Origin of the sequence: Acinetobacter sp. DSM 11652 (assembly GCF_900109815.1) — a bacterium.
GTDB lineage: Bacteria > Pseudomonadota > Gammaproteobacteria > Pseudomonadales > Moraxellaceae > Acinetobacter.
The window spans coordinates 221,761-237,278 of record NZ_FOBK01000002.1; the positions used below are offsets into that span (position 1 = coordinate 221,761).

General features: G+C 40.4%; 12 protein-coding genes. 3 read left to right on the forward strand and 9 right to left on the reverse strand.

Annotated elements, in window-relative coordinates; all coding sequences use genetic code 11:
• Positions 1-103: 103 nt before the first annotated feature.
• Both BMW42_RS03400 and BMW42_RS03405 read right to left on the reverse strand, forming a co-directional pair.
• On the reverse strand, positions 104-1,366 hold the full coding sequence (locus BMW42_RS03400; RefSeq protein ID WP_092766407.1) for an acyl-CoA dehydrogenase family protein: 1,263 nt from the start codon (positions 1,364-1,366) through the stop codon (positions 104-106).
• Positions 1,367-1,379: 13 nt separating this feature from the next.
• Positions 1,380-2,630 (reverse strand): SfnB family sulfur acquisition oxidoreductase, encoded by a 1,251-nt coding sequence (locus BMW42_RS03405; RefSeq protein ID WP_092766408.1) that lies wholly within the window; start codon positions 2,628-2,630, stop codon positions 1,380-1,382.
• A 209-nt stretch (positions 2,631-2,839) separates the two neighbouring features.
• Here BMW42_RS03405 and BMW42_RS03410 point away from each other — a divergent pair, with 209 nt between their 5' ends.
• A complete protein-coding gene (locus tag BMW42_RS03410; RefSeq protein WP_092766409.1) occupies positions 2,840-4,255 on the forward strand; it encodes an LLM class flavin-dependent oxidoreductase in 1,416 nt (471 codons plus the stop codon).
• A gap of 48 nt (positions 4,256-4,303) precedes the next feature.
• Here BMW42_RS03410 and BMW42_RS03415 read toward each other — a convergent pair whose 3' ends face one another.
• The 5 genes from BMW42_RS03415 to BMW42_RS03435 all read right to left on the reverse strand — a co-directional run bounded on the left by BMW42_RS03415 (position 4,304) and on the right by BMW42_RS03435 (position 11,440).
• The gene (locus tag BMW42_RS03415; protein WP_092766410.1) at positions 4,304-5,209 is read right to left on the reverse strand and encodes a cation diffusion facilitator family transporter; all 906 of its coding nucleotides are present in this window, start codon (positions 5,207-5,209) and stop codon (positions 4,304-4,306) included.
• A gap of 75 nt (positions 5,210-5,284) precedes the next feature.
• Complete coding sequence (locus BMW42_RS03420; protein WP_092766411.1) at positions 5,285-8,428, reverse strand: efflux RND transporter permease subunit; 3,144 nt, start codon at positions 8,426-8,428, stop codon at positions 5,285-5,287.
• Complete coding sequence (locus BMW42_RS03425; RefSeq protein ID WP_092766412.1) at positions 8,418-9,635, reverse strand: efflux RND transporter periplasmic adaptor subunit; 1,218 nt, start codon at positions 9,633-9,635, stop codon at positions 8,418-8,420. Before BMW42_RS03425 ends, BMW42_RS03420 begins: the two co-directional genes overlap by 11 nt.
• Before the next feature lies 1 nt (position 9,636).
• Positions 9,637-10,956 carry a TolC family protein gene (locus tag BMW42_RS03430; protein WP_092766413.1) on the reverse strand — a complete coding sequence of 440 codons (1,320 nt, stop codon included), beginning with the start codon at positions 10,954-10,956 and terminating at the stop codon, positions 9,637-9,639.
• A gap of 46 nt (positions 10,957-11,002) precedes the next feature.
• Positions 11,003-11,440 carry a cation efflux protein, CzcI-like gene (locus tag BMW42_RS03435; RefSeq protein WP_092766414.1) on the reverse strand — a complete coding sequence of 146 codons (438 nt, stop codon included), beginning with the start codon at positions 11,438-11,440 and terminating at the stop codon, positions 11,003-11,005.
• Positions 11,441-11,680: 240 nt separating this feature from the next.
• On the opposite strand from BMW42_RS03435, the gene BMW42_RS03440 reads away from it, so the two are divergent.
• Both BMW42_RS03440 and BMW42_RS03445 read left to right on the forward strand, forming a co-directional pair.
• On the forward strand, positions 11,681-12,625 hold the full coding sequence (locus BMW42_RS03440; protein WP_092766450.1) for an ABC transporter permease: 945 nt from the start codon (positions 11,681-11,683) through the stop codon (positions 12,623-12,625).
• Positions 12,625-13,518, forward strand: coding sequence for an ABC transporter ATP-binding protein (locus BMW42_RS03445; protein ID WP_416224313.1), 894 nt, complete (start codon positions 12,625-12,627; stop codon positions 13,516-13,518). The genes BMW42_RS03440 and BMW42_RS03445 overlap by 1 nt, the downstream gene beginning before the upstream one ends.
• Before the next feature lie 91 nt (positions 13,519-13,609).
• Here the strand turns inward: BMW42_RS03445 and BMW42_RS03450 are convergent, their stop codons facing one another.
• A complete protein-coding gene (locus BMW42_RS03450; RefSeq protein ID WP_092766415.1) occupies positions 13,610-14,314 on the reverse strand; it encodes an ABC transporter ATP-binding protein in 705 nt (234 codons plus the stop codon).
• Positions 14,307-15,518 (reverse strand): ABC transporter permease, encoded by a 1,212-nt coding sequence (locus BMW42_RS03455; protein WP_035263833.1) that lies wholly within the window; start codon positions 15,516-15,518, stop codon positions 14,307-14,309. Before BMW42_RS03455 ends, BMW42_RS03450 begins: the two co-directional genes overlap by 8 nt.

A 15,518-nucleotide genomic window follows, 5' to 3' on the forward strand; every position in this document is an offset into this window, starting at 1 on the left:
AGTGATCTATCTAAATCGCTTAGGCTATTAGACTCTTATTTAAGAACCTAGTAAAAAGGTCCTTAACAGGACCTTCTTAGCAGCATCATCGAAATTACATCAATTAAGCCACTTGAGCTTTCAAGTGTTTCGCCAAAGGACTATTACCAATTTGCCATACAAATGGCAATTCAGTTTGATTCACGACAAAAGCACCCACCACTTTCTCCTTATAAATAATCGGATTATGTGAGGATACAACTCTTGCATTACGCCAGAAACGATCTAACTGCTTCGACGAAGCGCTGGCTGAAGCACCCAAACTATTGAATAGTTTAGTTGTTAAATCAAGTACAAGATCTGAAATGACTACCTGCCCTTGAGCAGATTCTAGTTCCGCAATTTGGTTAATCTCATGATCTTTTTCAGATGAAGCATTAAAGTGACTTAAATATGCATCATCCAGTGCTGCAGCTGTTTTTAAAGTAATGGCTTGACTGGCAAATGCTTGGGAAGATGCCTTACCAATCACTTGTAGAATCTGAGCATCATCACGGACAAGATCAGCATTCCCGTGGCTAAAGATTCGAGTACGCTTACGCACTTCCTCACTAAAGGTCTCCACCGCAGAAAATGCGATGCCGGTCAGTGTTGCTAGATGTACAACTTGATAAAAAGCTGTTTGATATTTAAAACGCTGATCAAACGGGTAAATATGATCTCGTTCAATCGACACTTGGTTGATTTTTAGCGTCCCGCTTCCAGTGGTTTTTTGACCAAATCCATCCCAATCATCATGTACTTTAATTCCATTAGCTTTAGTTGAGACCGCTGCAATCACATGCTGATCAGTGGTCTCATCATAGGCAAAAAGATCAATCCAATCGGCAAAAATAGTACCTGTAGAATAGAACTTTTCTCCTGAAACTTCATATTCGCCTTGTTGATTTTGTTTCACTCGGGTAATGACGTCGCCTATCTCAACATTACCGACTTCTGTCCAAGCGTTTCCTGCGATTTCACCATTTACAAATCGCTTAAACCAAAACGCTTGTGATTGATCTTTATGGGCCACTAAACGGTCTTCGACAAATGCAAAATGTCCACGTAAAGCTTGCACAATATTTGAATCCGCTGTCGCCAACTCGATTAAGATTTGGAAAAGTTGCTGTTGGGTAAAACCTGCACCGCCATATTTTTTTGGTACACGTAATGCACCAAAACCTACATCGTTTAACCATTTAATTTGTTCATGAGGCAAATCACGATCGGTTTCTCGTTGAACGGCCCCTTCTGCAATCCGCTTAAAAATCGGTCGAAACTTTGCTGCAACCTCTTCATAGTTGGCACCAAGTGAAAGTTCTTCATTCTGATTTAATATAGTCATAATAAATTTCTCCTTAGCTCCATGGATGACGTGGTGGTGGGACATCATTTAGAAAATAATTTCCTACAATGTTGTATTTCCAACGCACGGGATCATGCAAAGTGTGTGTTCTGGCATTGCGCCAATAACGATCTAAATTTAATTCTGATAAGGTCGAACGCGTGCCAGAAAGCTCAAATAGTTTATTCGCTGCTAAAATCGCAATGTCAGTCGTTAAGACTTTTGCTTCAGCCACGAGCAATGTTGCTTCATTAATATGATCTTCGATCGGTTCAGCAAGTGCTAAATCAATCGCTAATCCTGCCAAATCCAGAACGGCTTCAGCAGCACGCAGCTTAATTTTCAATTCACCAATATTGGCAATGGTATATGGATCTGAACTTGCTTTATCTAAACCTGAATCAATCCATGGACGTGCAAAGTTACGAACGTAATGAATCGTTTCTTGAATCGCACCACGTGCAATCCCAGCATCTACAGCAGCTTGAATAAATTGAGAAATTGCTCCAGCTGCTGTCGGTCTTACAAAAGCTTGATAAATTGGAACGATATATTTTGCATCTACTTTAACGTTGTTTAATTCGACTGATCCACTGACCGTTGTACGCTGACCAAACCCACTCCAATCATTGGTAATTTTTACACCTTCTGTCCCTTGTGGCACGATTGCAGCAAATGGTTTTCCTTCAGCATCAATCGCAACAACTGGAATGCGGTGTGCCAGTAAAGCTCCAGTCGCAAAGAATTTTTGTCCATTCACAATCCCATTGCCAGAAGCATCAAATTCGATTTTTGTGGTGAGATCGGCAACCGTCTTAGACCCTTTTTCTGAGAAAGCATTCCCCAAACGCTCTCCACCCAGTACTGCTTTAAAAAAGAATTGTTTTTGTTCTTCGGTGGCATCTAAACGGATATGCTCTAGAAACACCCAATGATTTTGTGCGATTTGACCTAGTGATGGATCAGCGCTAGAAATGGTTTTAACAACTTCAGCGAGAGTCTTGTAGCTCGCTCCTGCACCGCCATATTGCTTTGGAATGTTAATTGCCCAAAGCCCTGATTGAGAGTACTTGTTAATTTCACTCAAAGGTAAACGGCGTTCATGATCACGAATGGAGGCTTCCTTTGCAAAATCTTCAGCGAGCTGTTGTGCGATTTGAATCGCTTCTTGATCTGTCTTAATCACATGCGCTGGCTGATGAATTTGGTAGAATTCTTTTGAAATTTCAGCTTCATGCAATTTTATATCTATTTGTGCGGTCATTTTATTCTCTTCAAAAAAAATTGAATAAAATTAAATTAGCACTAATTATTTTAATTTTTTATACGATTATTTTATTTACTAATCTGATTTCAAACATAATCAAATCATTTATTTTTTTATTATGTATATTGCAGTTTTTCTCATTAAATAATAAGTATGATATTTCATATAATCAGAATATAAACATTTAATTATTTTATATTTTCATTATGACTAAACATATACGATTTAATGCTTTTGAAATGAATTGCATTGCACATCAGTCCCCAGGCTTATGGCGTCATCCGCTCGATCGCTCTACAGAATATAAAGATTTGGAATATTGGACTGATTTAGCAAAAATATTAGAAAAAGGTATTTTTGACGGTATTTTTCTTGCAGATGTTTTGGGTATTTATGATGTGTATCATCAATCGGCTCAACATGCTTTAAATGGTGCTGTTCAAGTTCCTGTGAATGATCCAATTCAGATTGTTCCAGCAATGGCAGCAGTCACCCAACATTTAGGCTTTGGTGTAACCACCTCTATTTCATTCGAACATCCTTATCCCTTCGCACGACGTATGAGCACATTGGATCATCTCACCAAAGGTCGCGCGGGTTGGAATATTGTGACTTCATATTTAGAAAGCGGATCTAAAAACTTAGGTTTAAAAACCCAAGTGAGTCACGACAATCGTTATGATATTGCAGACGAGTATCTGGAAGTTTTATATAAACTTTGGGAAGGTTCTTGGGAAAATGATGCGGTACGACGCGACAAAGCCGCTGGTATTTTTGCGGATCACACCAAAGTTCATCCAATCCAACATGAAGGTAAATATTTTAGCGTGCCAGGTATTCATATCTGTGAACCTTCTCCGCAACGCACACCTGTTTTATACCAAGCAGGTGCATCAAAGCGTGGACAAAAATTTGCCAGTCAAAATGCAGAATGCGTATTTATATCTGCACCAACGAAAGTTGCTGTAAAAAAGTTAGCACAAGGAATTCGCCATAATCTTATTGAAGAAGGTAAAGATCCAAACGCTGTTTTAATCTATACGATGCTTGCGATTGTGGTCGATGAAACTGACGAAAAAGCACAGGCTAAATTTGCAGAGTATCAATCTTACGGTAGTTATGATGGTGGATTAACACTCGCTTCAGGGTGGTCTGGTGTAGATTTTTCACAATTCAAAGCTACAGACCAGGTTGAATATATTCATACCAATGCCATTCAGTCTATGTTGCAATCTTACGTAGAAGCAGATCCAGATAAAGTTTGGACCATTGAAGAAATTGCAAAATGGACCAGTGTAGGTGGAAATGGCCCCGTGATTGTCGGCTCACCAAGCACAGTAGCCGATCGTCTTCAAGAATGGGTGGATGAAACTGGCATTGATGGATTCAATTTGGCTTATATTTTGGCACATCAATCTTTTGAAGACGTGGTCGAATACGTCGTTCCTGAGTTACAACGTCGCGGTGTTTACCCTACAGAATATACCAAGGGGACACTGAGAGAAAAGTTGTTTGGTCATGGACCATTACTTCCAGATGATCATCGTGGTGCTCAATACCGTAAGTCATCAACGAATGGGCTGCACACTTCAACCCAAACCGCAACACTTGAATCTGTGTAGATCAATTTAAATTCTCTATATGTAAAAAAGCGCTTTTCGGGGCTTTTTTTAATGCTGATGTTCTAGTTCATGGTGATATGCATCATCTTCTATCTGCAAGGTCATTTCAGTAATATGGTGATCATGACTTAACATTTCAAAAGCTTGTTGATGTAAACGTTTAGGATCGACATTCGGTGCAACCAAATGAACTGTGAGCATGACTTTTTTGGATGTGATCGCCCAAACTTTTAATTGGTGAATGTCCTTAACTCCTTCAAGCGATAATAAATCTGTACGGAGCTTTTCAATATCAATCTCATCAGGCACACCTTCAAGTAGGATATTTACACTTTGCTTGGCGAGAATCCAAGCACGTGGTAAGACCCAAAATCCGATCAGGACTGCGATAATCGTGTCAATAAGTACCCAGCCTGTAAAATAAATAATCACAGCACCGATGATCACACCTACAGAACCAAGTGCATCACTTAATACTTCTAGATATGCCCCTTTGACATTGAGGCTATCTTTACTACTCGAAAAAAGAATCTTCATCGAAATTAAATTAATGATTAAGCCAATGACGGCGACTATCATCATTCCAACACTCTGAATTTCAGGAGGATTACTTAATCGATGAATCGCTTCTATCAAAATATAAATTGCAACGATAAATAACATCACCGCATTAAATAGTGCTGCCAAAATTTCAAATCGCTGGTAACCAAAAGTTCGCTTATTGTCTGCAGGCTTTTGACCAATCTTAATTGCAACCAACGCGATGGCTAGAGCAGCAGCATCAGTAAACATATGTGCAGCATCTGACAGCAAAGCTAAACTTTGAGTAATAAATGCAGCAACAACTTCAATAATTAAAAATGTCGTGGTTAAGGCTAAAGCAAAAGTTAGTTTCTTTGCGTTGTCTTTACTGACCTCCACATGACTGTGATCATGATTATGCGAACTACCCATTTTATACTCCTCATCAGATCCCCTACGTAAAACAACGAGAGAATCTGATTCATATACGTAATGCTATTGTTTAATTTATTGTTCTGCTTTTGCTTGATTCATCCACCTATACAATACAGGTAAAAGTAGTAGCGTCAGTATGGTGGATGAAATAATTCCACCGATAACCACTGTCGCAAGCGGTCGCTGTACTTCGGCACCCGTACCTGTAGCGAGCGCCATTGGAACAAATCCTAAAGACGCCACAAAAGCAGTCATCAGCACAGGACGTAATCGCAACATTGCACCTTGCCAAATGGCATCTTTTAAACTGTATTCACTTCTTAGCTCCTTAATAAAGGTCAACATAACCAGTCCATTCAGAACAGCGACACCTGATAAAGCGATAAAACCAATACCCGCAGACATTGAGATGGGAATATCACGTAACCATAAAAATAAGACTCCCCCCGTGAGAGCAAAGGGTACGTCCGTGAAGACCAATAAACTTTCTCTTATATTTTTGAATACAGCCATCAGCAGGATAAAAATCGTAATCAAAGCCAATGGAATCACGATAGTCATTCTAGCTTTGGCAGATGCCAAATTCTCGAACTGCCCACCATACTCAATCCAATAGCCGCTCGGTAATGCATATGTCGTGAGGCTAGATTGCAACTCTTGGACAAATGAACCAAGATCTCGCCCTTCAACATTTGCCGTCACAATAATCCTACGCTTGCCATTTTCACGACTCACCTGATTCATACCATCAATATTTGAAACTGTAGCCACATCTGCCAGTCTTACTGTCCCACCATTGGGGAGTTGTATGGGTAATTGTGCAATCCCCATGACTGTCCGATCTTGATCAGTAAGTCGAATAACAAAATCAAAACGGCGGTCGCCTTGTAGAATTTCACCGACTTGTTGACCACCGATACTTGAAGCGACTAAATTTTGTATTTCACGAACCGAAAGACCATATTGCGCTGCTAAAGAACGATTTACGTCTATATTTAATAAGGGTAAACCTGAAGTCTGTTCTACTTTGACTGCGGTACTGCCACTGATTTTTTGCACAATCTTGGCAATTTTGGCAGCTTCATTATTTAACACCTGCATATCATCGCCAAAAATTTTTATACCTATGTCACTGCGGACTCCAGAAATGAGCTCATTAAAACGCAATTCAATGGGTTGAGAAAATTCACTATTGTTACCAGGCAAAGTCTCCAAAAAAGTTTCAATACGTGACCTTAAATCATCTAAGCTTTCTTTGGGATTCGGCCACTCTTGGCGAGGTTTCAACATGATGAATCCATCTGAGATATTGGGTGGCATCACATCTGTAGCCACTTCAGCAGTACCCGTTCGTGCGAAAACATTTTTAATTTCTGGAAAATTTTGAAGCAAAAGTTTCTCAGTCATTTCCTGCATTCTTAATGATTCTTCTAAGCTGGTACTGGGTGAACGCATTTGTTGAATAGCAAAATCACCTTCGCTTAATTGCGGTGCGAATTCACTTCCTAGACGTGTCGCCAACAACCCTGTTAAAACCAAAATACTAACTGCGAGTGTTAACATGACCATTCGATATAAATAAGTCATATCTAATGCTTTTAGATATTTTTTCTTTAACCATAACATCCATCTACTTTCAGTTTCTTTTACTTCACCTGTTACAAATAAAGCCACTGCAGCAGGAACAAAAGTAATGGATAAAATGATCGCAGCAATAAGAGCTAATACTACGGTGAGTGCCATAGGGTGAAACATTTTTGCTTCAACACCACTTAAAGCAAATATGGGCAAGTACACCACTAAAATAATCGTTTGACCAAAAATTAAAGGACGGCGCGCTTGACGAGCAGCAAGGAATACTTCTTTAAATCTCTCTGAACGTGTTAAAGGTCGTCTTAACTGTTCTTGGGCATGAGCTAATCGGCGAATACAGTTTTCGACAAATACCACCGCCCCATCTACAATAATTCCGAAATCTAGCGCACCTAAACTCATAAGGTTGGCACTAATTTTCTGCTGTGCCATACCTGATAATGTAAATAACATCGAAAGTGGAATCACGCATGCTGTAATTAAAGCTGCTCGAATATTTCCCAAGAAAATGAATAAAATCACAATCACCAAAATCGCCCCTTCGACTAAGTTCTTTTGAACTGTCTTAATGGCTTTCTCGACTAAGGTGGTACGATCGTAAACAGTTTCAATTTTTACGCCTTCGGGCAGTGTGGTTTGAATTTCTTGAATTTTTTGATCAACAGCTTGTGCAACACTACGGCTGTTTTCACCCATCATCATCATGGCGATGCCGAGTACGGTTTCTTCTCCGTTATAGGTCGCTCCGCCTGTTCTAAGATCATGTCCAATCGACACTGAAGCAATATCTGAAACACGGACAGGATTTCCATTTAAGGTAACCACCGTTGTACTTTCAATATCCTGTATCGTATTCAGTGTTCCAGGAACTCGTACTGTAAGTTGTTGACCTCCATCTTCAATAAATCCTGCTCCACGATTTTCATTGTTCTCAGTAAGTACTTGTTGAAGTTGCGTCAAACTGACTTGTAGTTGTTGCATACGATTCAAGTCTGGCGAAACAACATATGTTTTATTGAATCCTCCAATACTATTCACCTCAGCAACGCCTTTTACGCGTTGCAATTGTGGACGCACGATCCAATCTTGAATTTCGCGTAAATCCATTGCTGTGTATGAAGCACCATCAGGCTTTTTAGCCTTCGGGTCTGCTTTTAATACCCATTGATAAATTTCACCCAGTCCCGTAGATACTGGAGACATGGTAGGTGCGATATCATCAGGTAATTCGGATTGAACCTCTTGCACACGCTGATTAATTTGTTGACGTGCCCAGTAAATATCAGTGCCATCTTTGAAGACAATGGTGACCTGAGATAAACCATACCTAGAGATCGAACGTGTTAATTCAAGATCTGGTATCCCCGCCATGGCATTTTCAATTGGATACGTAATGCGTTGCTCAACTTCGAGCGCAGTAAATCCATTGGCTTGGGTATTAATTTGAACCTGTGTATTGGTAATGTCTGGAACTGCATCAATTGGCAATTTTTGATAACTATAAACACCAACAGCAATCCAAGCACAAGCAAACAGCATGATCCAAATCGCTTGTTGAATTGAAAACTGAATAATTCGCTCAAATAGCCCTTCAGCCTTCGGCATGTCATGATTAGTGCCCATGGTCAGCTTCTCCTTTTTCTAACTCCGATTTCAGTAAGAAGCTGCCTTGATTGACATATTTTTGCCCCGTCTGAAGACCAGACTTAATTTCTGCCCATTGACCATCTGAAGACATTTCACCTACTTCAATGGGTTGCGCTTTAAAGTGGAGTTTTCCATTTTTTTGTTCTGTAACAATAAATACTGCTGATTTACCCCCGATTTGTTGCACTGCATTTTTTGCAACGCGTAATACATTCGATGCATCAGGTCTTTGAAGTTCAACATTTACCATCAAATTTGGCCTTAACTCACTTGCCTTTCCTTGAACTTTAGCGCGAACAATCAAGCGACCAGTCTGCGCATCTGCTTGCGACGTTAACGATTGCACAACTGCTGTATAAGTCTGACCTGACTGTAAAGATTTGAATTGAATATTTTGTTGTGCACCAATTTGATTACTCGCATCTGCAGGTAGCACAAATTCGAGCCATAAATCTTTTAATTGTTCGATGATGAAAATCTGATCTGCAAGTTGCACATTTTCACCCACCACAATGTCTTTTTGGCTGATCACGCCCGAGATAGGCGAACGAATGGTAAAACGACCATTAGAACCTGCTGAAGCTCCCAAAGCTTGTAAACGTGCATTGGCACTTTGCACTGTGATTTGTGCTTGACGATATGCATTTTCAGCACGTTGCAAATCCTGTTTTGCGGAGATCCCCTGCGACCACATCCGTTGTTCAAGTTGCAAATCTTGGCGTGCCAAATCTAAATTGGATTGCTCCATTCTCAAATTCGCTTGTTGGTCAATGAGCTCTGGGACACTTAATACTGCAAGTACTTGACCTTTAGTTACTTCTTGTCCCAGTGCTACATTCACTTGTTCAACATGACCAGCAAAATTAGGGGAAATATGCGCTTGTTGATCTGTATTTACCATCAATTTTGCAGGCAAGTTTGTGTATCGCGGAATTGCACCTAATTGAGCTGATTCTATTTTTATACTATGTTCGACTAGCTGTTTAGATGTGAGTTCAATCTCATCTTCTTCTGCATGCTCAGCTTCTGCGCCATTCGACATTTCAGCTTGCTCTTCACTCTCAACAATTGCTGTTTTCTTATTATCTTTGAAAAAAATCCAAATCCCGATAACTATCGTCACCCCAATAATGAGGGCGATGAGGAATGCTTGGTTTATTTTTCCTTGTTGTATAGATCTCATTTTATTCTGCCCCTATATTGATGAAATTTTCTGACTGTGACACAGCCTCTTTGAGTAATTGGGTATAGGCATCTGAACGACTAATTTGTTCATAACTAATACCGATACTTAATGCCTCAGCAGCTAGTGCGGTTTGCCATGCCTCTCTTAAGAGCTGAATTTGACTGAGCCGAATATTTTGTAATTGTGTCGTTGCTTGTTGCACCTCAGTGATTGAAAGTTTTCCATTTTTAAAACCGAGCAAAGAGCGCATCTGTACTTTTTCAGACAAGTCTTTTTGTCTCAGTACAGCGTCATACTGCAGTTTTAAGCCACGCACCTGATGAAATGAGTTTGCAATCTCTAAAATTTGTTGTTTGAGTTCTCTTTGTTGTTGACGCTCAAGTAGAGATTGCTGACGTTGTGCAAGCGGAATTTGGTATTGTTGACGATTAAAAATATTGAACGGAATATCGACACCCACAGATAAACTAGTATCGTTTGTCTCATTGGGCGCTTTTGTTCGCGTCATCCCTACATTCAAGTTTGGATTTGGTTTTGCTCTAATTTTAAGCTGCTCAATTCGTTGATTAGCCTGCACAACATTGAGTGCATAAAGCTTTTCTAAATAACCTGCAGAAATATAATTTTGAACATTCTGTTCAACTTGGTCAGGCCAATAAATCCGATTTGAATCAACCTTCACCTCTGCTTCAGTTTCTCCCCAGAGATTAGAAAGATTACGTTTTGCAATTTCTTTATTTAAAATGGCTTGCTGATAATTGCGTTCATTTTCTGCCGCTTCAATCTGCGCTCGTTCATACTCAACCAAGGCTATGCTTCCTGCCTGATATCGTTTTTTAGCGCTGTCTAAAGTTTCACGACTGACTTGCAGTTGAGACTTTTGAATTTGTGCTTCAGATTGCGAAATTAAAAACTGTGACCAAGCATACTTCACGATTAATTGGCTTTGTGCTTCCCACAACTTTTCTTGCAATTCATTTTGTTGCCCAGCCAAACGCGCTATATTTTTTTGAATCCGTCTTTGACCAAAAATGTCGATCGGCTGACTAATACCAAGACTCAATTCTTGATCTTGACTCGAACCAAAACCATCTCGAGAGAGATTGATGGACGGGTTTTGCCAAAGTCGACTTTGCTTAACAGCAAGTTCTGACATTTGTTGTCGTTGCTGCCAAATATGTTCTGATTGTTGATATTGAGACACTTGAACGAGTGCTTGTTCAAGCGAATTGACTGTCATTGCTTGAGCATTTGCACCCAAACTAAGCGAACCTAAAACCAGCCATAATCGAATGGAATGTTTTAATTTAAAAGACATATGAATTTCCCACTAATTTAAAAATAAGTGGTGGGAAATTTTTAGGCTACCCCACCAATAGCGGGGTTAATTCAGGAGGCGGAGGGATTTTACCTAAATGAGGCGATTGATAGGCATTAATCCAAAGAAAGTGATTTTGGTAAATCTTTTCGATGTGTTGTGATGAAGGCAAATTCTCGTTTACAGCAAGAATAAACTGAGACATTGACGGCAGATGATCTTGATGATCCAAAACATCGATTTGCGCTTTTTCTTCTAGCGTCACGCTTTGATCATCACCAAGCACGAAGCCTTTTTCAATTTGGGACTTCGGACTTTTATTTGAAAGATCGGCTTGGCAAAGTACAGGTTGATGATGACCAAAGTGAAAACTTTGTGTCGATGTTGAGTCGCTTTCATGAACACAAAAAGCCGCCGCCACATTCCAAAGGCTTTGGAACATGAACATACATGCTAAGAATGTCGCAAATTTAGCCGATCTCATTTAAGCAGGCTCTCATCTTTTCTATCTGCATTTAAAACGTGATAGTGATCACCATCAAGTGAAGAGTTGTAATTCTCCATCATATTTTGATGATCGAAACCTTGATATTGAAAGAATGTACATAAGAAAAATGAATGAAAACTTAAAAATTTAGCGCTTTTAAAGCACGCTTCGAAAATGGCATCGATTTTGCAACCTAATCATACGAATTTTATTTTTTGTATTACTGAGGTGGCAACGATGAGCTATGTTGCACGAGAATTGAGTCAAAAGCATAAATTTTTGCTTGGTTTTGGATCGTTTTTAATTCCAATTTTAATCTGGTGTGCAGTGAGTTATTTGCCTTTTATTTGGCATCCCCAAGTTCAAATCACAGATTCTGGTAGCACAACATTTTTACAACTCGATAGCCGTGTCAGTAGAGAAGATTATTATGCTGAAGCGCAATTGGCAGTCGATCAAGGACTGCCACCACCTCGGGGAATTTTGGTCAATCCCATTTACCTACCCGCACCAGATGAAGTCGCTACAGCCTTAGTGACCGCATTTACAACGCCACCCGCTCAAGCAAATGCACCATGGTTTCATGAAAGTTTATGGCACAGCATTAAACTGGTGTTTACCGCATTTTTTATTTCTTCTTTGATCGGGATTCCTTTGGGTATTCTTTGCGGTTTTTCTCATAAAATTTCTCAGTTAACTGAACCTTTTGTAGAGTTCTTTCGCTATCTGCCTGCACCAGCCTTTGGCGCTCTTGCTGTTGCGATTTTGGGCATTAATGACGCACCTAAAATTGCCATTATTGTGATTGGTACCTTGTTCCAACAAATTCTGATTATTGCCAATACCACCCGTCTGGTCGACCGCAGTCTTATTGAAGCTGGATTCACCTTAGGAACCAATAAAATCAAAAGTTTATTTTATGTGGTCATCCCTGCTGCACTCCCAGAAATTTATCGAAACCTTCGTGTACTTTTAGGTTGGGCTTGGACCTATTTAATCGTTGCGGAACTCATAGGAAGTACATCCGGTATCACGTGGTTCATCACTCAACAAGCTCGCTATCAAAACTTTGACAATGTTTTCGCCGCAATTTTGATTATCGGTTTGATTGGTCTGATTTGCGACGTGATTTTAATGAAACTTGGACAGCACTTATTTAAATGGAAAACGGGAGCTCGCTAATGTCTTCACTAATTCAACCCTCAGATTTTGATGCCCGCGCTTACTTTGACAAAATTTACGCTCGTCCCGTCATTTTAGAAGCGAAAAATCTCACCCAGAAATTTAGCCACGGAAAAACTGAGCGCACCATTTTAAATGCTTTAGATTTAAAAATTCATAAACGTGAATTTATCTGTGTTATTGGTCCTTCAGGATGCGGTAAGTCTACCTTTAGCCGTATTGTGGCAGGTCTTGATCCATATACCAGTGGTGAATTACTGGTAGACGGTGAAACCATCACCGGACCGAGTCCAGAGCGTGGCATGGTTTTCCAAGGCTACACACTGTTTCCATGGAAAACGGTAAAAGAAAATGTCATGTTTGGTCCACTCATGCGAGGTGCCAGCAATGCTACAGCTGAGGCGCAAGCCCGCGAATGGATCAACATTATCGGACTTGAAAAATTTGAGCAGCAATACCCTCATGAACTTTCTGGAGGGATGAAACAACGCGTTGCCATCGCTCGCGCGCTCGTGAATCAGCCAAAAATTCTCTTAATGGATGAACCCTTTGGAGCTTTAGATCCTCATACGCGTCAAAAAATGCAAAAGCATCTGATCGATCTTTGGGCCAATATCGATATCACGATTATTTTTGTGACACACGATATGGACGAGGCGATTTTACTGGCCGATCGGATTGTGGCATTGAAGGCCAATCCTGGCGAAATTAAGGAAATCATTGAGGTTGATCTACCAAGACCACGTCAGCATGAATTGATGCTCACTGAAAAATTTAAATATTTAAGACAACGTGTAGATGCTTTGGTACATGCTGAAGAAGATGAACTTGATCCAGCACTCGCCGACTTACCTAAAATTCCAAGAATGACCAAGGTCAGTCATTCTAAATAAGGCGCTATATCCTGATCACACAAACGGTCAGGATAAAGCATGCAACATCAATCCTTTTGACCACACCATTTTAAATGCAGCCTTGGTTTAATCACGACATCATTTCATCACGTTCAATTCGCCCATCTACCAGTTGAATGGTTCGATCACATGTAGCGGATAATCGTGGATCATGGGTCACTAACAATACCGCACAATTTTGTTGCTCATTTACTTCACGAAACAGCTCAAAGACTTCGCTCGCTGTTTGACTGTCTAGATTACCTGTAGGTTCATCAGCGAGGAGTAAAGCAGGCTGAGTGATTAAAGCTCTGGCGATTGCGACACGTTGTTGCTGCCCACCAGAAAGTTGACTGGCTTTTCGTTGTGCAAATTGACTCAATCCTACCGCTTTTAACAAATCATGTGCTCGATCCAAAGCTTGTTGATTGGGTTTGCCATGCGCCAACATTAGAGGCATCAAAACATTCTCAATAACGGTGAACGCTTGAATCAAATGATGAAACTGAAACACAAATCCTATGCTCTTTCCACGCAATTCCGTTCTTTGTTGATCTTCCATTTGACTGGTTGGTTGACCAAGTAAATAAATTTCACCACTGGTGGGTTGATCGAGTAAACCTAAAATATTTAATAACGTACTCTTACCTGAACCAGAAGGTCCAATTAACGCAGCAAAATCTTGACGATGTATCGCAAAATCAATCCCATGCAGCACTTCAATTTCATTTGGTTGTCCAATGTTATAAGACTTTTTCAAAGCCTCTAAACGCAGTACTTCATCATGATTAGACATGACGGATTGCCTCCACAGGATCTAAACGCGCTGCACGACGGGCAGGAATCGCCGCTGCAATTAAACCGCTCAATGTTGCAAGTAATAAAGCTGATCCAATCAAATAAGGTGAAATTGGAATGTAAAATAATCCTGGGCCAAATTCATTAAATGACCAAACCAATGCATAACTGGTCAGGATTCCAACAATAGAACCAAGTAAGCCGAAAATCGCACCTTGAATGAGAAAGATCATCAAAATTTGTTCACGGCTCGCACCTGTCGCACGCAAGATTCCGATCTCACGTGTACGCTGTACCACTGTAATGGAGAGTACGCTAGCGATCGCAAATGCAACAGATATTCCAACAAATATAATTATCATATTGGTTGAAAGACTTTGCGCTGAAATCGCATTCATCAATTGCGCATTACTTTCAATCCAACTTTCAGCTTTTAATCCAGTGAGACGATGAATTTGAGTTGCGACCTGATCTGCGGAGAAAATATCAGAAATACGAAGATCAATAATGGTAACCCCACCCGGCAAACCCAATAAAGACTGTGCCCGCTTTAGATCGATATACATATAGCGTGAGTCTAGTTCTTTGACCCCGAGTTCAAAAATACCCGTTACATTCATGACGGCGTTAATATCTTGACCGTTATCAACGCGAATTTTACTGCCTACGCGCACACCAAGGTCTTTGGCCAACTCACTTCCGATGAGTACATCATCTGCTTTTAAACGAAGCTGACCAGTTTTTAGATACTCTTGCAAAGGTACAATACGTTGATACCGTGGTAAATCAATCCCCATAATCGCAACTGACTGAATCGCTTCCCCCCGTTTTACCAGTGCAGGCCCTGAAACCATGGGAGAAACGGCATTGAGCGTCTTGATATTGTCTAGATTTTCAAGAACTTCTTGCCAGTTATTGATCGACTTGAGTCTTTGAGCCCTTTGATCTTCATGGATGATGTGTGCTACGCCCTCAGGCACTTTAACGACGCGATTGACCTCATCTGGTGCATGTAAACTAATATGTGCCTGAGTACCCAACGTACGCTCAATCAAATTGGACTGAAGCCCCTGAATTAATGCACTAATAAAGACAATAACGGCAACACCAATAGCAACACCACCAATAATCATCAGTGTTTGACTGCGACCCTCGCGTAAAAACCCAACAGCGATGAGCCAATTGGTCCATAAACGCTTCAT